The organism is Pseudomonas jinjuensis, assembly GCF_900103845.1.
GTDB classification, from domain to species: domain Bacteria; phylum Pseudomonadota; class Gammaproteobacteria; order Pseudomonadales; family Pseudomonadaceae; genus Pseudomonas; species Pseudomonas jinjuensis.
This window is the reverse complement of record NZ_FNIJ01000004.1, coordinates 263,917-282,868: the sequence shown is the minus strand read 5'-3', so window position 1 is coordinate 282,868 and position 18,952 is coordinate 263,917. Positions and strand designations below refer to the sequence as shown.

The window sequence follows — 18,952 nt, the reverse complement described above, 5'->3', positions numbered from 1 at the left end:
CGAAATCCCTCGCCGTGGCCGACGCGACGGCGAGGGAGCGCGCAGGGATTACCAGCGGTGGCCTTTGTAATGACCGCGGCCGTTGTAGTGGCTCTTGCCGCGGTAGTAATTCCGTCCGCCATAGTACTTGCCGCCGCCATGGTAGTAGCGCGGCGACTTGTAGTAGACCGGCGCGTAGTAGCGCGGGCCGGGGACCACCACCACCGGCGGGCGGTAGTAGACCGGGTAGGGCTGGTAGTAGACCGGCGGGGGCGGCGCGTAATACACCGGCGGGGCGGGCTGGTAATAGACCGGGGCGCCACTCCCGGCGACTATGGCTCCTCCGACCAGGGCACCCACGACTGCGCCGATGGCGGCGGCGTCGCTATTGCTGTTTGCCGAGACCGGCCCGGCAACGGCCAGGGAACCGCACAGCACGATCAGTGCGGGGAAACGGCTAAGCATGGTGCACCTCCTCGACGGGTACAGGCGCGATGCCGATACCCATCAGACAACTGCGACGAAAAAATCTTAGCGCCGCCGGTGTAAAGGGAGTGTAAATGGCGCCGTACGGTACAGGATCGACGCAAATGCAGCGCGGACGCGGCTTTGCCTGCTATCGTTGCCCCTCTGGAAAACACAGGAGGTAGACATGTCATCGCAACGAATTCCCCTGGTCGCGCTTTTCGCCGTCGCGCTGCTGGCAGGATGCAGTTCCACGGAAGAGCGCAGCGCAAGCCCAGATGCCGCCGCTTCCGGGCGCTGCAATGCGGAGCCGCTGCAGTCGCTGGTCGGCCGGACGGTATCCGCATCGCTGCTCCAGGAAGCCAAGCGCACATCCGGCGCCCAGGTCGCCCGGGTCCTGCGCCCCAACGATGTGATGACCATGGATTACAACTCGCAGCGGCTGAACATCGATGTCGATGCGCAGCAGGTGATCCGCCAGATCCACTGCGGCTGATCGCAGCGGAGCGGGGCGGGGCCGGTCGTTCCGGCTTCGCCTTGAAATCTAAAGCTTTAAATTATCGTCGTAACCTATTGATTAAAAGGCGATTAATTTTTTCTAGAAATTACTTCAACTTTGCCGCCGTGCCGGCACTCCAACTGACACCGGCGGGCTTGCCTGTTCTTCGGATGATCGGTGCCGAGTGGTAGCTCCGGGTACTGGAATTGCCATGAGGACGCGCTACCTTGAGCCTGTCCCGGGCGGATTCGCAGAGCCCCGGGAGGTCCCGCAGTCACTCAGCAGAGACGGAGTAGATCATGGCCCGCACGACCCCCATCGAGCTCTATCGCAACATCGGAATCGTCGCGCACGTGGATGCAGGCAAGACCACCACCACCGAGCGCATCCTTTACTACACCGGGGTCAACCACAAGATGGGCGAGGTGCATGATGGCGCCGCAACCATGGACTGGATGGTCCAGGAGCAGGAGCGTGGCATCACCATCACCTCGGCGGCCACCACCGCCTTCTGGCTGGGCTCCAGCAAGCAGTACAAGAAGCACCGCCTGAACATCATCGACACCCCCGGCCACGTCGACTTCACCATCGAGGTGGAGCGCTCGCTGCGCGTGCTGGATGGCGCCGTGGTGGTGTTCAGCGGCGCCGACGGCGTCGAGCCGCAGTCCGAGACGGTCTGGCGCCAGGCCAACAAGTACGGCGTGCCGCGCCTGGCCTACGTGAACAAGATGGACCGCCAGGGCGCCGACTTCCTCCGCGTGGTGCGGCAGATCGAACAGCGCCTCGGCCACAACCCCGTGCCGATCCAGCTGCCGATCGGCGCCGAAGAGACCTTCCGCGGACAGATCGACCTGCTGCGGATGAAGGCCATCTACTGGAACGAGGAAGACCAGGGCACCAGCTTCCGCGAGGAGGAAATCCCCGCCGAGCTGCAGGCGCTGGCCGAGGAGTGGCGCGGGCGCATGGTGGAGGCGGCGGCCGAGGCCAACGACGAGCTGATGAACAAGTACCTCGAAGGCGGGGAACTGACCATCGAGGAAATCAAGGCCGGCCTGCGCCAGCGCACCCTGGCCAACGAGGTGGTGCCGGCGATGCTCGGCTCGTCGTTCAAGAACAAGGGCGTGCCGCTGGTGCTGGACGCGGTGGTCGACTACCTGCCGGCGCCCTCGGAAATCCCGGCGATCCGCGGTACCCACCCGGACGACGAGGAAGCCCACGACGAGCGCCACGCCGACGACGACGAACCGTTCTCCGCGCTGGCCTTCAAGATCGCCACCGACCCCTTCGTCGGCACCCTGACCTTCACCCGCGTGTATTCCGGCGTGCTGAGCTCCGGCGATGCCGTGCTCAACTCGGTGAAGGGCAAGAAGGAGCGGGTCGGCCGCATGGTGCAGATGCACGCCAACCAGCGCGTGGAGATCAAGGAGTGCCGCGCCGGTGACATCGCCGCGCTGATCGGCATGAAGGACGTCACCACCGGCGACACCCTGTGCGCCATCGACAAGCCGATCATCCTCGAACGCATGGACTTCCCCGACCCGGTGATCTCGGTGGCGGTGGAGCCGAAGACCAAGGCCGACCAGGAAAAGATGGGCATCGCCCTGAGCAAGCTGGCCCAGGAAGACCCGTCGTTCCGCGTCAAGACCGACGAGGAAACCGGCCAGACCATCATCTCCGGCATGGGCGAGCTGCACCTGGACATCATCGTCGACCGCATGAAGCGCGAATTCGGCGTCGAGGCCAACATCGGCAAGCCGCAGGTCGCCTATCGCGAGGCGATCCGCAACACCTGCGAGATCGAGGGCAGGTTCGTCCGCCAGTCCGGCGGGCGCGGACAGTACGGCCACTGCTGGATCCGCTTCGCGCCGGCCGATGCAGGCGTGGACGGCCTGCAGTTCGCCAACGAGGTGGTCGGCGGGGCGGTCCCGCGCGAGTACATCCCGGCCATCCAGAAGGGCATCGAGGAGCAGATGCACAGCGGCGTGCTCGCCGGCTATCCGCTGATCGGCCTGAAGGCGACGGTGTTCGACGGCTCCTACCACGACGTCGACTCCAGCGAGATGGCCTACAAGATCGCCGCGTCCATGGCCACCAAGCAGCTCTCGCAGAAGGGCGGAGCGGTGCTGCTGGAGCCGGTGATGAAGGTCGAGGTGGTGACTCCGGAAGAGTACATGGGCGACGTGATGGGCGACCTCAACCGCCGCCGCGGCCTGATCCAGGGCATGGAAGACACGCCGGCGGGCAAGGTGATCCGCGCCGAGGTGCCGCTGGGCGAGATGTTCGGCTATGCCACCGACGTGCGCTCGATGTCCCAGGGGCGCGCCAGCTACTCCATGGAGTTCACCCGCTACGCCGAGGCGCCGGCGAACATCTCCGAGGCGATCATCAGGAAACAGCAGGGCTGAGGGCAGGCGCCCCGGCGAAACGGCGCTCCGCGGGGAGCGCCGCGTGGGTCAGTCCGCCCTCTGGATGCTGGTGACCTGGCGCAGCTGGCTCTTCTGCAGCTTGTAGCGCAGCGCCTCGGCGGGCACCGGCGAAACCCTGCCGGTCTCCACCCAGGTGCGGATGCGGCTGGCGTCGCCGACGTGGGTGCGCTTGCCCAGCGCGTCGAGCAGGGCGAGGGCGACCGGCCGGCCGTTCATCACCGTGACCATCACCAGGCAGTGCCCGGCCTCGTCGGTGAAGCCGGTCTTGGTCAGGCGGATGTCCCACTTCGGATTGCGCGTCAGCGGGTTGGTGTTGAAGAAGCCCAGGGTGTAGTTCGGGTGGGTGAAGCGTGCGCTGCCGCTCGGCGTGGTGCTCAGCTCGCGGATCAGCGGGTACTGGTAGGCGGCCTTGACCAGGCGGATCAGGTCGCGGGCGGTGGAGCGGTTGTACTCGGAGAGGCCGGTGGGCTCCTTGAAGTGGGTGCGGGTCATGCCCAGCGCGCGGGCCTTGGCGTTCATCGCCTTGACGAAGGCCGGGGTGCCGCCCGGGTAGTGATGGGCGAGGCTGGCGGCGGCGCGGTTTTCCGAGGACATCAGCGCCAGGTGGAGCATTTCCTGGCGATCGATCCGGCTGTTCAGCCGGACCCGCGAGTACACGCCCTTCATCTCGGCGGTTTCGGAGATGTCGACATCCAGCATCTCGCTCATCGGCAGCCGGGCGTCGAGCACCACCATGGCGGCCATCAGCTTGGTCACCGAGGCGATCGGCACCACCACGTCCGGGTTGCTGGAATACACCACCCTGTCGCTCTGCAGGTCGACCACCAGGGCGCTGCCGGAGGCGAGCACCAGCGGCTTGGCGGCGGCGGGAAGTTTTTCGGCGGCGACAATGTTCGATGAGCAGACGACAGACGTGCAGGCAACCAACAGCAGACTCAGTATCGAACGACGAATAGTCATGAAAGCGCTTCGCAAGCAGGATTTAGTGGGAAGTTTCGTTTTTCTGTTAGGAGAATTCTGGCAATTCTAATCCATGCCCATGCACCCCGCACCGGCATTCCAGCGGGGTCTGGCGGATGTCGCGGGCGTCGTCTCAGTTTGAGAATGGACGAAACGACGGGCGAAAGCCCGCCTGGGGCGGGATCGGGCTCCGCAAGTGCAACCGGGTGTGTCTCGGGAGCATCGCGTGCGCGCTGGATTTTATTCTTAACCTTTTGAAATTGCTGGATTTATCAATCCTGGCACGAGTCGTGATTGAGGCTTTTCCGACGAGCGACCGAACAGAGCGGGCCTTCACCGGCACTTGCGTTTACCTTTACGTTAACGTAAACATGATCGAAATCTTCCGACCCGTCAGTCGGCGTTTCGGAAGCGCGACCGATCATCGGCACAGGGATGTCCCGACTGGATCGGCGGTTCAGCATCGCTCCCAGAACAAGCACAAAAGGGAAAGCCATGAACGACCTCAGCTATACCCGTGGCCGCCAGGACAAGCCCCTGCTGGCCATGACCATCGGCGCCGCCTTCGACGCCACCGTCGCCCGGTTCCCGCAACGCGAGGCGCTGGTGGTGCGCCACCAGAACCTGCGCTACAGCTGGGCGCAGCTCGCCGAAACGGTGGACGGCGTCGCCCGCGGGCTGCTCGCCCTCGGCCTGCGCACCGGCGAGCGCCTGGGCATCTGGGCGCCGAATTGCGCCGAGTGGTGCATCCTGCAGTTCGCCAGCGCCAAGATCGGCGCCGTGCTGGTCAACATCAACCCGGCCTACCGCCTCGGCGAGCTGGAATACGCGCTGAAGCAGTCCGGCTGCAGCTGGCTGGTCTGCGCCGACGCGTTCAAGACTTCCGACTACCACGCCATGCTCGACGAACTGCTGCCCGAACTGGGGCAGGGCCGTCCCGGCGAGCTGGCCAGCAAGACCCTGCCGGAGCTGCGCGGGGTGATCAGCCTGTGCGAGCAGCCGCCCGCCGGCTTCCTGCGCTGGAACCAGCTGGCGCCGCTGGGCGCCTCGGTCGCCCCGGCCGAATTGGCCGAGCGCCAGGCGCTGCTGCAGTTCGACGAGCCGATCAACATCCAGTACACCTCCGGCACCACCGGCTTCCCCAAGGGCGCCACGCTGAGCCACTACAACATCCTCAACAACGGCTACATGGTCGGCGAGAGCCTCGGCCTCAGCGAAGAGGACCGCATGGTCGTGCCGGTGCCGCTGTACCACTGCTTCGGCATGGTGATGGGCAACCTCGGCTGCATGACCCACGGCTCCACCATCATCTACCCGGCGCCGAGCTTCGAGCCGGAAGCCACCCTGCAGGCTGTGGCCGAGGAGCGCGCCACCGTACTCTACGGCGTGCCGACCATGTTCATCGCCGAACTGGACCACCCGCGGCGCAAGGAATTCGACCTGTCCAGCCTGCGCACCGGGATCATGGCCGGCGCCACCTGCCCGATCGAGGTGATGCGCCGGGTCATCGACGAGATGCACATGGCCGAGGTGCAGATCGCCTACGGCATGACCGAGACCAGCCCGGTCTCCCTGCAGACCGGCCCGGAGGACGACCTGGAGACCCGCGTCACCACCGTCGGCCACACCCAGCCGCACCTGGAGACGCGGATCATCGACGAGCACGGGCGCATCGTTCCGCGCGGCACCATCGGCGAGCTGTGCACCCGCGGCTACAGCGTGATGCTCGGCTACTGGAACAACCCGCAGGCCACCGGCGAGGCGATCAGCCCGGCGCGCTGGATGCTCACCGGCGACCTGGCGGTGATGGACGAGCGCGGCAACGTGCGCATCGTCGGCCGCAGCAAGGACATGATCATCCGCGGCGGCGAGAACATCTATCCGCGCGAGATCGAGGAATTCCTCTTCACCCACCCGGCGGTGGCCGACGTGCAGGTGATCGGCATTCCCGACGAGAAGTACGGCGAAGAGCTGGTCGCCTGGGTCAAGTTCCATCCCGATCACCAGGCCAGCGAGGACGACCTGCGCGCGTTCTGCAAGGCGCGCATCGCGCACTTCAAGGTGCCGCGCTACTTCCGTTTCGTCGACGAGTTCCCGATGACGGTGACCGGCAAGATCCAGAAGTTCCGCATGCGCGAGATCAGCATCGAGGAAATCCGCGCCGGCGCGGCGGCCAGGTAGGGCGGTTTGTCGCCTGACACCGCGCACGCTATCGTGCGCGGTCCCCACTTCCACCAGACAGCGACATGCCGGTAGAGAAAGGCACCATTTCCATCCGCCTGGTCCAGGAGGCGCTGGCCGCGCCGCGCCTGCTGGGCATAGACGAGCGCGCCATGCTGGAGGCCGCCGGCATTCCCGCCGAAACCCTCGGCAAGCCCTATGCACGGGTTTCCAGCCTGGCCTACGCGCGGCTCTGGCTGCGCCTGGCGCGGGAGCTGGACGACGAGTTCTTCGCCATGAACCCGCGGCGGATGAAGTCCGGCAGCTTCAACTTCATGGCCCGCGCGGCGATCCACGAGACCAGCCTGGAACCGGCGCTGGACACCGCGCTGCACTTCCTCGGACTGGTCTTCGACGGCCTGTCGCCACGCCTGACCCGCCAGGAAGGGCTCGCCGCGATCGTCCTCGACGAAGGCGACGGCCCGCCGCAACGGGCGTTCTCCTGCTTCACCCTGTGGCTGATGGTGCACGGCCTGGCCTGCTGGCTGGTCGGCCGGCGCATCCCGATCCTCGCCGTCGACCTGCGCTGCCCACAGCCGGAGTACATCGAGGACTACCGGGTGATGTTCAGCGACAACCTGCGCTTCGGCCGCCGGCAGACGCGCCTGCTGTTCAACGCCGAGGCCCTCGATTTGCCGGTGCGCCGCGACGAGCGCGAACTGCGCCGCTTCCTCGCCGGCGCCCCGGCGAACATCCTGGTGCGCTACCGCGACCCGCAGAGCCTGGCGGCGCGGATCAAGTCCTACCTGCGCAGCCTGAAGTTCGAACGCTGGCCGGACCTGGACGCGCTCGCCGTGCACTTCTACATGGCGCCTTCGACCCTGCGCCGCAAGCTGGCGGCGGAAGGGCAGTCCTACCAGGCGCTGAAGGACCAGCTGCGCCGCGACCTCGCCATCGCCCGCCTGGGCAGCGGCGACGCCAACTTCGCCGACCTCGCCAGCGAACTGGGCTTCGCCGACACCAGCGCCTTCTACAAGGCTTTCCGCAAGTGGACCGGCTCGACGCCGGGGCAGTACCGGGCGTTGATGCAGCAGGGTGCCGAGTAGCGCTGCGGCCCCGCACCCACCTTGTAGGAGCCAGCTTGCTGGCGATCCGGACTTGCCGACGACCACTGAGCTGCCGGTTGGCATGGACGATCGCCAGCAAGCTGGCTCCTACAGGTCCGGTGCAGCTCGTTGCGAAGGCTGTCCATTCCGCTCAGCCAATTTGAAACCTTTCGACATTGCCGCATCCGCTCTGCGGCGCGAACATCGGGGTCACTCCAGACAAGAACAAACCGCAGGAGTTACGCGATGCGCCAATACGTTTCCGCCGTGGCCGAGTTCGACTACCAGGCTGCCGCCGGTTCCACCCTCGCGGGCGACCTCACCGCCCTGAATGCCGCTGTCGAATGCTGTGACCGCCACGCCATCCCCGGACGCATCGCGCTGTTCTGGGAAGGCAAAAGTGGCGAGAGCGCCAGCTACACCTTCACCCAGCTGAAAGAACTCTCCGGCCGTTTCGCCAGCTTCCTGCACAGCCTCGGCGTGCGTCCCGGCGACCGGGTTTCCGGCCTGCTGCCGCGCACCCCGGAACTGCTGATCACCATCCTCGGCACCTGGCGCCTCGGCGCGGTGTACCAGCCGCTGTTCACCGCCTTCGGACCCAAGGCCATCGAGCACCGGGTGAAGACCGCCGGCAGCCGCGTGGTGGTCACCGACGGCGCCAACCGCGACAAGCTCGACGAGGTGGAGGACGCACCGCTGGCCGTCACCGTCGGCGGGCCGAAGGGGCAGGGCATCCGCCATGGCGACTACAGCTTCTGGGCCGAACTGGAACGCCATTCGCCGGACTTCGAGCCGGTCATGCGCAGCGGCGAAGATCCCTTCCTGCTGATGTTCACCTCCGGCACCACCGGCCTGGCCAAGCCGCTCGCCGTGCCGCTGAAGGCCATCGTCGCCTTCACCGGCTACCTGCGCGACGCGGTCGGCCTGCGCGAGGAGGATTCCTTCTGGAACCTCGCCGACCCGGGCTGGGCCTACGGCCTCTATTACGCGGTGACCGGCCCGCTGGCGCTCGGCCACCCGACCACCTTCTACGAAGGCGCCTTCACCGTCGAAAGCACCTGCCGGATCATCCGCAAGTACGGCATCACCAACCTGGCCGGCTCGCCCACCGCCTACCGCCTGCTGATCGCCTCCGGCGACGAGGTGAGCAAGGCGCTGAAGGGCCGCCTGCGCGCGGTCAGCAGCGCCGGCGAGCCGCTCAGCCCGGAGGTGATCCGCTGGTTCGCCGACGAGCTGAACGTGACCATCCACGACCACTACGGGCAGACCGAGCTGGGCATGGTGCTGGCCAACCACCACGACCTGGAGCATCCGGTGCACCTCGGCTCCGCCGGCTTCGCCATCCCCGGCCACCGCGTGGTGGTGCTGGACGAGCAGGGCAACGAACTGCCGGCCGGCCAGCCGGGCATCCTCGCCATGGACCGCAAGCGCTCGCCGCTGATGTGGTTCGGCGGCTACGAGGGCATGGAAACCAAGGCCTTCGTCGGCGACTACTATCTGAGCGGGGATACCGTGGAGCTGAACGAGGACGGCAGCATCAGCTTCGTCGGCCGCTCCGACGACCTGATCACCACTTCCGGCTACCGGGTCGGCCCGTTCGACGTGGAAAGCGCGCTGATCGAGCACGCCGCGGTGATGGAGACGGCAGTGATCGGCAAGCCCGATCCGGAGCGTACCGAGCTGGTCAAGGCATTCATCGTGCTCTGCCCGGGCTTCCGCGCCACGCCGGAACTGGCCGAGGAACTGCAGCAGTACGTGCGCAAGCGCCTGTCCGCGCACAGCTATCCGCGGGAGATCGAGTTCGTCGACGAGCTGCCGAAGACCCCCAGCGGCAAGATCCAGCGCTTCCTCCTGCGCAACCAGGAGATCGCCAGGCAACAGAAAGCCGCCGCGCACTGAGCGCGGCCCACAAGAACATTCGGGAGAGAGCAACAGTGCGTATCGACAACAAGGTATTCATCGTCACCGGCGGTGGTTCCGGCCTCGGCGCGGCCACCGCGAGAACCCTGGTGGAGGCGGGCGGCAAGGTGGTGATCGCCGACGTCAACAGCGAAGTCGGCGCGGCCCTGGCGGCCGAGCTGGGTGAGGCGAAGGCGCGTTTCGTGCGCACCGACGTGACCAGCGAAGCGGACGGCAACGAAGCCGTGAAGACCGCGCTGGACGCCTTCGGCGCGGTGAACGGACTGGTCAACTGCGCCGGCATCGGCACGGCGGAGAAGGTCCTCGGCCGCGAGAGCGTGCACCGCCTGGAAAGCTTCGCCCGCGTCATCAACGTCAACCTGATCGGCACCTTCAATATGCTGCGCCTGGCTGCCGAGGCCATGAGCCGCAACGAGCCGGACGAAGGCGGCGAGCGCGGCGTGATCGTCAACACCGCCTCGGTGGCGGCGTTCGACGGGCAGATCGGCCAGGCCGCCTACTCGGCGTCGAAGAACGGCGTGGTCGGCATGACCCTGCCGATCGCCCGCGAACTGGCGCGCCATGGCATCCGCGTCATGACCATCGCCCCCGGCATCTTCGAGACGCCGATGATGGCCGGCATGCCCCAGGAAGTCCGCGACTCGCTCGGCGCCGCCGTGCCGTTCCCGCCGCGCCTCGGCCGCCCGGACGAGTTCGCCGCGCTGGTCCGCCACATCGCCGAGAACAGCATGCTCAACGGCGAGGTGATCCGCCTCGACGGCGCCATCCGCATGGCTGCGAAGTAACAGGAGAAATTTCCATGACTGATCCCATCGTCATCGTCAGCGCCGCCCGCACCCCAATGGGCGGCTTCCTCGGCGACTTCAAGGACGTCAACGCCGCCACCCTGGGCGCCACGGCCGTTCGCGCCGCCGTCGAGCGCGCCCGCCTGCAGGCCAATGAAGTCGAGGATGCCGTCATCGGCTGCGTGCTCGGCGCAGGCCAGGGCCAGGCCCCGGCGCGCCAGGCTGTGATTGGCGCCGGCCTCGACAAAGGCACGCCGTGCAGCACCGTGAACAAGATGTGCGGCTCGGGCATGAAGGCCGTCATGCAGATCCATGACGCCCTGGTCGCCGACAGCATCAAGGTCGGCCTGGCCGGAGGCATGGAAAGCATGTCCAACGCGCCCTACCTGCTGGAGCGCGCCCGTGGCGGCTACCGCATGGGCCACGGACGGATCATGGACCACATGTTCCTCGACGGCCTGGAAGACGCCTACGACAAGGGCCGCCTGATGGGCACCTTCGCCGAGGATTGCGCCCAGGCCTACGGCTTCACCCGCGAGCAGCAGGACGAATTCGCCATCGCCTCGCTGAGCCGTGCGCAGAAGGCCATGGGCGAGGGCCGCTTCGCCGCGGAAGTCGTGTCGGTGCAGGCGAAGTCCGGCAAGGAAATCCGCGAGATCGGCGCGGACGAACAGCCGCCGAAAGCGCGCCTGGACAAGATTCCGACCCTGAGGCCGGCCTTCCGCGAAGGCGGCACCGTCACCGCGGCGAACTCCAGCTCCATCTCCGACGGCGCTGCCGCGCTGGTGCTGATGCGCCTGTCCGAGGCCGAGCGCCGTGGCCTGACGCCGCTGGCGGCGATCCGCGGACATGCGTCGTTTGCCGATGCGCCGAACCTGTTCCCCACCGCGCCGGTGGGCGCCATCCAGCGCCTGATGCAGCGCAACGGCTGGTCGCTGGGCGAGGTCGACCTGTTCGAGATCAACGAGGCCTTCGCCGTGGTCGCCATGGCGGCGATGCGCGAGCTGAAGCTGCCCCACGACAAGCTCAACGTGCACGGCGGCGCCTGCGCCCTCGGCCACCCGATCGGCGCGTCTGGCGCGCGGATCATCGTGACCCTGCTCAACGCCCTGCAGCAGTACGACCTGAAGCGCGGCGTAGCGGCGGTCTGCATCGGCGGCGGCGAAGCCACCGCGATCGCCGTCGAGCGCCTGAGCTGAGGACGAACACATGATCCCACGTGAAGAAGACATCCAGATCCGCGACGTTGCCCGCCAGTTCGCCCAGGAGCGGCTGAAGCCCTTCGCCGCCGACTGGGACCGCGAACACCGCTTCCCCGCCGACGCGCTGAAGGAAATGGCCGACCTCGGCTTCCTCGGCATGCTGGTGGCGGAGGAGTGGGGCGGCGCGCAGACCGGCCACCTGGCCTACGCCATGGCGCTGGAAGAGATCGCCGCCGGCGACGGCGCCTGCTCGACCATCATGAGCGTGCACAACTCGGTGGGCTGCATGCCCATCGCCAAGTTCGGCAGCGACGAACAGAAGGAACGCTTCCTCCGTCCGCTGGCCCGCGGCGAGCAGATCGGCGCCTTCGCCCTGACCGAACCCCAGGCCGGCTCCGACGCCAGCGACCTGCGTACCAAGGCGCGCCGCGACGGCGACCACTACGTGCTGAACGGCGCCAAGCAGTTCATCACCTCCGGCAGCCACGCCGGCGTGGTGATCGTCTTCGCCGTCACCGACCCGGCGGCGGGCAAGAAGGGCATCAGCGCCTTCATCGTGCCCACCGATACCCCCGGCTACAGCGTGGTGCGCGTCGAGGACAAGCTCGGCCAGCACGCCTCGGACACCTGCCAGATCCAGTTCGACGACCTGCGCCTCCCGGCCAGCTGCCGCCTGGGCGAGGAGGGCGAGGGCTACCGCATCGCCCTGTCCAACCTGGAAGGCGGCCGCATCGGCATCGCCTCGCAATCGGTGGGCATGGCCCGCGCCGCCTTCGAATGCGCCCGCGACTACGCCCACGAGCGCAAGACCTTCGGCAAGCCGATCATCGAGCACCAGGCCGTGGCCTTCCGCCTGGCCGACATGGCCACGCAAATCGCCGTCGCCCGGCAGATGGTCCACCACGCCGCCAGCCTGCGCGAAGCCGGCCTGCCGTGCCTGACCGAAGCCTCCATAGCCAAGCTGTTCGCCTCGGAGATGGCCGAGAAGGTCTGCTCCGCGGCGATCCAGACCCTGGGCGGCTACGGCTACCTCAACGACTTCCCGGTGGAACGCATCTACCGCGACGTGCGCGTGTGCCAGATCTACGAAGGCACCAGCGACGTGCAGCGGTTGGTGATTGCGCGGACCCTGTAACGGGTAGAAGTAGGGTGGATCAGCTCCATCGATCCACCATGGCCGCGCACGCGGCCCCGCAGTGGTGGATCACCCTGTAGGAGCGGGCCATGCCCGCGACCTGGCCTGGCACGGATTTTCGCGGGCATGGCCCGCTCCTACAACATCCACCATCCTGACTACCCGGTGCGGGAATGGTGGATGGAAAAGCGCCATCCACCCTTGCGCTGCCCTCAGAACAACTCCAGCTGCCCATCCGCCAGCGCCGCGAAATCCCCGCCCACGAACGGCAGGATGGCATCCGCCACCGGCTTCAGCTGCTTGCTCACGTAATGGTCGTAGTCGATCGGTGAGGTCCGCGTTTCCAGCGGCTGCGGGCCGGCGGTGGTGATCAGGTAGCTGATCCAGCCGCCGTTCTGGTACTGCCGCGGACGACCGAGGCTGTCGTTGTACTGGTCGGCGATGCGCGCGGCGCGCACATGCGGCGGGACGTTGCGCTGGTAGTCGTCCAGCGGGCGGCGCAGGCGCTTGCGGTAGACCAGCAGCTCGTCCAGTTCGCCGGCCAGGGTGCGGCGCACGTAGTCGCGTACGTAATCGTGGTACGGCCGCTGCTGGAAGATGCGCAGGTACAACTCCTGCTGGAATTCCCGGGCCAGCGGCGACCAGTCGGTGCGCACCGTCTCCAGGCCCTTGAAGACCATCTCCTCGCGGCCCTCGGCGCGCCGCACCAGGCCGGCGTAGCGCTTCTTGCTGCCTTCCTCGGCGCCGCGCACGGTGGGCATCAGGAAGCGCCGGTAGTGCGTCTCGAACTGCAGCTCCAGTGCGCTGTCGAGGTCGAGCTCGCGCTTCAGGTGCTCGCGCCACCACAGGTTGACCTGCTGCACCAGTTCGCGGCCGATGCGCGCGGCGTCGTCTTCGGAGTGCTCGCCGCGCAGCCAGACGAAGGTGGAGTCGGTGTCGCCGTAGATCACGCTGTAGCCCTGCGCCTCGATCAGCTCGCGGGTGCGGCGCATGATCTCGTGGCCGCGCAGGGTGATGGACGAGGCCAGGCGCGGGTCGAAGAAGCGGCAGCCGCTGGAGCCGAGCACGCCGTAGAAGGCGTTCATGATGATCTTCAGCGCCTGGGACAGTGCCTTGTCCTGCACCTGCTTGGCCGCCTCGCGGCCCTGCCAGACGCGCTCGACGATGGCCGGCAGGCAATGCCGGGTGCGCGAGAAGCGCGCCTCGCGGAAGCCCGCCACCGACTCGCTGTCTTCGGGATGGCGCAGCCCTTCGATCAGTCCCACCGGGTCGATCAGGAAGGTGCGGATGATCGACGGGTACAGGCTCTTGTAGTCGAGCACCAGCACCGATTCGTAGAGACCGGGCCGCGAATCCATGACGAAGCCGCCGGGGCTGGCTTCCGGGCGCTTTTCTCCGAGGTTCGGCGCGACGAAGCCGAGGCGGTGCATCAGCGGCATGTACAGGTGTTCGAAGGCCGCCACCGAGCCGCCGCTGCGGTCGGCGGCGAGGCCGGTGACGGTGGCGCGCTGCAGCAGGAAGACCAGCAGCTCGGTCTTCTCGAAGATGCGCGTGACCAGCTCGCAGTCCTTGAGGTTGTAGCGCGCCAGGGCGGGCTTGTCCTCGGCGAACATGCGGTCGATCTCGGCCATGCGCTGGTAGGGGTTGTCGATCGACTTGCCTTCGCCGAGCAGCGTCTGCGCGACGTTCTCCAGGCTGAACGAGGGGAAGCTCCAGGTCGCCGAGCGCAGCGCCTCGATGCCGTCGATGATCAGCCGCCCGGCGGCCTCGGCGAAGTAGTGGTTGCCGTTGCGGTGCGCGCGCCAGCCCATCGCCTCGCCACCACGGCCGAGGCGCAGCGGCACCTGCAGGCGCTCGGCGTGGTCGTGGAGGACGCGCAGGTCGAACTGCACCAGGTTCCAGCCGATGATGGCGTCCGGGTCGTGGCGCTCCAGCCAGTCGTTGAGCCGTTCCAGCAGTTCGGCGCGGCTGTCGCAGTAGTCGAGCTGGAAATCCACCGCGCCGGCGTCGCCGTTGGCCGGGCCGAGCATGTACACCTGGCGCTGGCCGCAGCCTTCCAGGGCGATGGAATAGAGGTCGCCGCGCATGGTGGTCTCGATGTCCAGCGAGACCAGGCGCAGCTTCGGGCGATAGTCGGTGGCCGGCTTGAGCTGGGCGTCGAGCAGCGTGCCGTCCTCGTCGGGCTGGCCGCCGAACCACAGCGGGGCGTTGATGAAGCGCTCCATCAGGTAGCGCTCCGGCGGGCGGATGTCGGCTTCGTAGACGTTCAGCCCGGCGCCGCGCAGCAGCTTGTCGAGCTTGATCAGCTGGCGGTGCTGCTTGCAGTACAGGCCGAGCACCGGGCGATGCTGGAAGTCGCGCAGCTCCAGCGGGCGCAGCTCCCAGTCGCGCTCGCCCTGCAGCAGCGCCTCGGCCTTTTCCCGCTGTTCGGCCGGGACGAACGCCACTGACGGCTGCGGCGCCAGGCGGACCTGCCGGGGACCGTCGTCGGTCGCCAGCCAGAACGCGACTTCCGTGCCCGCCGGGGTGTCGCGCCAGTGCCGGGTCAGGACGAAGCCCTGTTTCAGTTCCACCGCTGCAACCTTGAAATGCTCGTGATGCGGCCATTCTACCCGCTCGCCCCGCCGGTTTGACGGCGCCGGGAAGTTTCCCCAAGCTAGCCGGCCCCGAAAGATCATCAGGAATTCATCGCGTGACTTTCCGCATTTCCCACTGGCGCCGGCTGCTGTTCTGCACCGCGCCGCTGATCGCGCTGCTGGCGGGTTGCGACCGCGACACCGGCACCACCGAGCCGGCCAGAGTCGCCACCTATGAGAAGGCCGACTGGAGCGAACTGCCGCTTACCGGCGACGCCGACCTGCTGGCCGGCTTCAATGCCTGGCGCTCGGCCTGCGCCCGCCTGGCCCGCGACCCGGTGTGGTCGGCGACCTGCGGTGGCGCGACCGAGGTGCCGGAGGATGCCGGCGCGGTGCGCAACTTCCTCCAGGACAATCTGCAGGTATATGGCTTGCGCTCGCCGGACAACGGCGCCAAGGGCCTGATCACCGGCTACTACGAGCCGGTCTATCCGGGCAGCCTGGAGCCCACCGAGAGCACTCCGGTGCCGGTCTACGGCGTGCCGGAGGACCTGGTGGTGGTGGCGCTGGACAGCGTCTATCCCGAACTCAAGGGCAAGCGCCTGCGCGGCCGTCTCGACGGCAACGTGCTCCGGCCCTACGACGACGCCGACACCATCCGCCGCGAGGGCGTGAAGGCGCCGGTGCTGGCCTGGCTGCAGGACCCGATGGACCTGCAGTTCCTGCAGATCCAGGGCTCCGGGCGCATCCAGCTGGAGGACGGCCGGCAACTGCGCGTCGGCTATTCCGACCAGAACGGTCACCCATACCGGCCGGTGGGGCGCTGGCTGGTGGAGCAGGGCCAGTTGCAGAAGGAAGACGTCAACATGGGCAGCATCCGCGACTGGGCCGTGGCCCATCCGGAGCGCGTGCCGGAACTGCTGGCGAGCAACCCCAGCTACGTGTTCTTCAGCCCGCGCCCGGACAGCAGCGAAGGCCCGCGCGGCTCGCTCAACGTGCCGCTGACCGCCGGCTACAGCGTGGCCATCGACCGCAAGGTGATCCCCCTCGGCAGCCTGCTCTGGCTTTCCACCACGAAACCTGACGGCAGCCCGGTGGTGCGCCCGGTGGCCGCGCAGGATACCGGCGGCGCGATCACCGGCGAAGTCCGCGCCGACCTGTTCTGGGGTACCGGCGCCGAGGCCGGCGAACTGGCCGGGCACATGAAGCAGGAAGGCCGGATCTGGCTGCTGTGGCCGAAGGATGCGGCGCTGCCGAGCGTGTTGTGACATGCGCCGTCAGAGGGCGGCGCAGGAATTGACCTGTAGGAGCGGGCCATGCCCGCGACATCGCGCGCTCCCGCAAAAAAACAGCCTCGGCCAGTCGCCCGGCCGAGGCTGCGTCTCACGACCCGGTCAGGCCAGGTCGAAACGGTCGAGGTTCATCACCTTGGTCCAGGCAGCCACGAAGTCACGCACGAATTTCTCCTGCGAGTCGGTGGATGCGTAGACCTCCGCGATGGCCCGGAGCTGCGAGTTGGAGCCGAAGACCAGGTCGACCACGGTGCCCGTCCACTTGAGTTCGCCGGTCGCGCGGTCGCGTCCTTCCAGCACGCCTTCGTCGGAGGCCGAGCGCTGCCACTTGGTGCGCATGTCCAGCAGGTTGACGAAGAAGTCGTTGCTCAGGGTTTCCAGACGACTGGTAAAGACGCCGTGTTTGCTGTTCCCGTAGTTGGCGCCCAGGGCGCGCAGGCCGCCGATCAGCACGGTCATTTCCGGAGCGCTAAGGGTCAGCAGCTGCGCCTTGTCCACCAGCAGCGCGGGCGCCGATTCCTCCAGGCCCTTGCGCACATAGTTGCGGAAGCCGTCGGCCGCCGGTTCCAGCACGGCGAACGAGTCGACGTCGGTCTGCTCCTGCGAGGCGTCGGTGCGGCCCGGGGCGAACGGTACGGTCACGTCCTGACCGCCTTTCTTCGCCGCGGCCTCGACCGCCGCATTGCCGGCCAGCACGATCAGGTCGGCCAGGGAGATCTTCCTGCCGCCGGACTGGGCGGCGTTGAAGTCCTTCTGGATGCCTTCCAGGGTTTCCAGGACCTTCGCCAGCTCGGCCGGCTGGTTGACCGCCCAGTTCTTCTGCGGGGCGAGGCGGATGCGCGCGCCGTTGGCGCCGCCGCGCTTGTCGCTGCCACGGAAGGAGGCGGCCGAGGACCAGGCGGTGTAGACCAGTTGCGGGATCGACAGGCCCGAGGCGAGGACCTTGGCCTTGAGGGCGGCGACGTCCTGATCGTTGACCAGCGGGTGGTCGACGGCGGGGACCGGGTCCTGCCAGATCAGCTCTTCCTTCGGCACCAGCGGGCCGAGGTAGCGGGAGCGCGGGCCCATGTCGCGGTGGGTCAGCTTGAACCAGGCGCGGGCGAAGGCGTCGGCGAACTTGTCCGGATTGGCCAGGTAGTCGCGGGAGATCTTCTCGTAGACCGGGTCCATGCGCATGCCCATGTCCGCCGTGGTCATCATCGGCGCATGGCGCTTGGCCGGGTTGTTCGGCTCCTGGGCATCCGGCACCGTGCCGTCGCCGGTGGTGCCCTTGGGCTTCCACTGGTTGGCGCCGGCCGGGCTCTTGGTCAGTTCCCAGTCGTAGCGGAACAGGGTCTCGAAGTAGCTCATGTCCCACTTGGTGGGCGTCGGCGTCCAGGCGCCTTCCAGGCCGCTGGTGGTCGCGTCGGTGCCCTTGCCGCTGGCGAAGGCGTTCTTCCAGCCGAGGCCCATGTCCTCGACGTCCGCACCTTCCGGCTCGCGGCCGACCAGCGACGGGTCGCCGGCGCCGTGGCACTTGCCGAAGGTGTGGCCGCCGGCGGTGAGGGCGACGGTTTCCTCGTCGTTCATGGCCATGCGCGCGAAGGTCTCGCGTACGTCCTGCGCCGAGCCGAGCGGGTCCGGATTGCCGTTCGGGCCTTCCGGGTTCACGTAGATCAGGCCCATCTGCACCGCGGCCAGCGGATTGGCGAGGTCGCGCTCGCCGCTGTAGCGCTCATCGCCCAGCCAGGTGGTTTCCGGGCCCCAGTCGATGTCCTGTTCCGGTTCCCAGATGTCCGTACGGCCGCCGCCGAAACCGAAGGTCTTGAAGCCCATGGATTCCAGCGCAACGTTGCCGGTGAGAACCAGCAGGTCGCCCCAGGACAGCTTGTTGCCGTATTTCTGCTTGATCGGCCACAGCAGGCGCCGGGCCTTGTCGAGGTTGCCGTTGTCCGGCCAGCTGTTGAGCGGTGCGAAACGCTGCGCACCGGTGCCGGCGCCGCCACGGCCGTCGGCGATGCGGTAGGTGCCCGCGGCGTGCCAGGCCATGCGGATGAACAGCGGGCCGTAGTGGCCGTAGTCGGCGGGCCACCAGTCCTGGGAGTCGGTCATCAGGGCGTGGAGGTCCTTGATCACCGCGTCGAGGTCGAGTTTCTTGAATTCTTCTGCGTAGTTGAAATCGGCGCCCAGCGGATTGCCCCGCGGGGAGTGCTGATGGAGGATGTTCAGATTGAGTTGATTGGGCCACCAGTCTGCGTTGGACTGAGCCCCGCCGGCCGTGGCGTGTTTGCCGCCCGAGAACGGGCACTTCGCTTCACTTGACATGCATCTGTCCTCTTGTTTTGTCGTCAGCTAACCACTCTATTCAGCTTGGATTCCATGTAGCGACCCAACCAATAGGTTTTGGGCATGGCATTCATAGTAGTAAGGCAATGTGAAAGATGTAGTCGGAGAAGCGCGGCAGGCAG

The 18,952-nt window shown here is 67.4% G+C and carries 13 protein-coding genes; 9 read left to right on the top strand and 4 right to left on the bottom strand.

Translation table 11 applies throughout. From position 1 onward, the window contains the following. Positions 1-48 precede the first annotated feature (48 nt). Complete coding sequence (locus tag BLR75_RS07640; protein ID WP_084311791.1) at positions 49-444, bottom strand: hypothetical protein; 396 nt, start codon at positions 442-444, stop codon at positions 49-51. A 187-nt stretch (positions 445-631) separates the two neighbouring features. Here BLR75_RS07640 and BLR75_RS07635 point away from each other — a divergent pair, with 187 nt between their 5' ends. Both BLR75_RS07635 and fusA read left to right on the top strand, forming a co-directional pair. Further along, positions 632-940, top strand: coding sequence for an I78 family peptidase inhibitor (locus tag BLR75_RS07635; protein WP_084311792.1), 309 nt, complete (start codon positions 632-634; stop codon positions 938-940). Positions 941-1,242: 302 nt separating this feature from the next. Continuing rightward, positions 1,243-3,348, top strand: a complete 2,106-nt coding sequence (gene fusA / locus BLR75_RS07630) for an elongation factor G (protein WP_084311793.1) — start codon at positions 1,243-1,245, stop codon at positions 3,346-3,348. Between the two features lie 48 nt (positions 3,349-3,396). Here fusA and pbpG read toward each other — a convergent pair whose 3' ends face one another. After that, positions 3,397-4,329 carry a D-alanyl-D-alanine endopeptidase gene (gene pbpG, locus BLR75_RS07625; protein ID WP_084311794.1) on the bottom strand — a complete coding sequence of 311 codons (933 nt, stop codon included), beginning with the start codon at positions 4,327-4,329 and terminating at the stop codon, positions 3,397-3,399. Positions 4,330-4,824: 495 nt separating this feature from the next. On the opposite strand from pbpG, the gene BLR75_RS07620 reads away from it, so the two are divergent. The 6 genes from BLR75_RS07620 (at position 4,825) to BLR75_RS07595 (ending at position 12,637) form a co-directional block, all read left to right on the top strand. Continuing rightward, positions 4,825-6,510, top strand: a complete 1,686-nt coding sequence (locus BLR75_RS07620) for an AMP-binding protein (protein ID WP_084311795.1) — start codon at positions 4,825-4,827, stop codon at positions 6,508-6,510. A 65-nt stretch (positions 6,511-6,575) separates the two neighbouring features. Further along, positions 6,576-7,595 (top strand): AraC family transcriptional regulator, encoded by a 1,020-nt coding sequence (locus BLR75_RS07615; protein ID WP_084311796.1) that lies wholly within the window; start codon positions 6,576-6,578, stop codon positions 7,593-7,595. A 246-nt stretch (positions 7,596-7,841) separates the two neighbouring features. After that, complete coding sequence (locus tag BLR75_RS07610; protein WP_084311797.1) at positions 7,842-9,494, top strand: acyl-CoA synthetase; 1,653 nt, start codon at positions 7,842-7,844, stop codon at positions 9,492-9,494. 35 nt (positions 9,495-9,529) lie between these two features. Then, positions 9,530-10,300 carry a 3-hydroxyacyl-CoA dehydrogenase gene (locus BLR75_RS07605; RefSeq protein ID WP_084311798.1) on the top strand — a complete coding sequence of 257 codons (771 nt, stop codon included), beginning with the start codon at positions 9,530-9,532 and terminating at the stop codon, positions 10,298-10,300. Between the two features lie 8 nt (positions 10,301-10,308). Then, the gene (locus BLR75_RS07600; RefSeq protein WP_090416024.1) at positions 10,309-11,499 is read left to right on the top strand and encodes an acetyl-CoA C-acyltransferase; all 1,191 of its coding nucleotides are present in this window, start codon (positions 10,309-10,311) and stop codon (positions 11,497-11,499) included. Positions 11,500-11,509: 10 nt separating this feature from the next. Then, positions 11,510-12,637: an acyl-CoA dehydrogenase family protein gene (locus BLR75_RS07595; RefSeq protein ID WP_084311800.1), complete on the top strand. Its 1,128-nt coding sequence runs from the start codon at positions 11,510-11,512 to the stop codon at positions 12,635-12,637. Positions 12,638-12,849: 212 nt separating this feature from the next. Here the strand turns inward: BLR75_RS07595 and BLR75_RS07590 are convergent, their stop codons facing one another. After that, positions 12,850-15,210, bottom strand: coding sequence for a DNA polymerase II (locus tag BLR75_RS07590; RefSeq protein ID WP_084311801.1), 2,361 nt, complete (start codon positions 15,208-15,210; stop codon positions 12,850-12,852). 119 nt (positions 15,211-15,329) lie between these two features. Between BLR75_RS07590 and mltA the strand changes: the two genes are divergently transcribed. Next, positions 15,330-16,481 carry a murein transglycosylase A gene (gene mltA, locus BLR75_RS07585; RefSeq protein ID WP_090416023.1) on the top strand — a complete coding sequence of 384 codons (1,152 nt, stop codon included), beginning with the start codon at positions 15,330-15,332 and terminating at the stop codon, positions 16,479-16,481. Positions 16,482-16,607: 126 nt separating this feature from the next. Here the strand turns inward: mltA and katG are convergent, their stop codons facing one another. Then, complete coding sequence (gene katG / locus BLR75_RS07580; protein ID WP_084311802.1) at positions 16,608-18,809, bottom strand: catalase/peroxidase HPI; 2,202 nt, start codon at positions 18,807-18,809, stop codon at positions 16,608-16,610. Positions 18,810-18,952: the final 143 nt, after the last annotated feature.

What these genes read in the sequence shown, in the direction of transcription:
- BLR75_RS07640 (WP_084311791.1), bottom strand. Translation starts at nt 444, where the DNA reads ATGCTTAGCCGTTTCCCCGCACTGATCGTGCTGTGCGGTTCCCTGGCC.
- BLR75_RS07635 (WP_084311792.1), top strand. Translation starts at nt 632, where the DNA reads ATGTCATCGCAACGAATTCCCCTGGTCGCGCTTTTCGCCGTCGCGCTG.
- fusA (WP_084311793.1), top strand. Translation starts at nt 1,243, where the DNA reads ATGGCCCGCACGACCCCCATCGAGCTCTATCGCAACATCGGAATCGTC.
- pbpG (WP_084311794.1), bottom strand. Translation starts at nt 4,329, where the DNA reads ATGACTATTCGTCGTTCGATACTGAGTCTGCTGTTGGTTGCCTGCACG.
- BLR75_RS07620 (WP_084311795.1), top strand. Translation starts at nt 4,825, where the DNA reads ATGAACGACCTCAGCTATACCCGTGGCCGCCAGGACAAGCCCCTGCTG.
- BLR75_RS07615 (WP_084311796.1), top strand. Translation starts at nt 6,576, where the DNA reads ATGCCGGTAGAGAAAGGCACCATTTCCATCCGCCTGGTCCAGGAGGCG.
- BLR75_RS07610 (WP_084311797.1), top strand. Translation starts at nt 7,842, where the DNA reads ATGCGCCAATACGTTTCCGCCGTGGCCGAGTTCGACTACCAGGCTGCC.
- BLR75_RS07595 (WP_084311800.1), top strand. Translation starts at nt 11,510, where the DNA reads ATGATCCCACGTGAAGAAGACATCCAGATCCGCGACGTTGCCCGCCAG.
- katG (WP_084311802.1), bottom strand. Translation starts at nt 18,809, where the DNA reads ATGTCAAGTGAAGCGAAGTGCCCGTTCTCGGGCGGCAAACACGCCACG.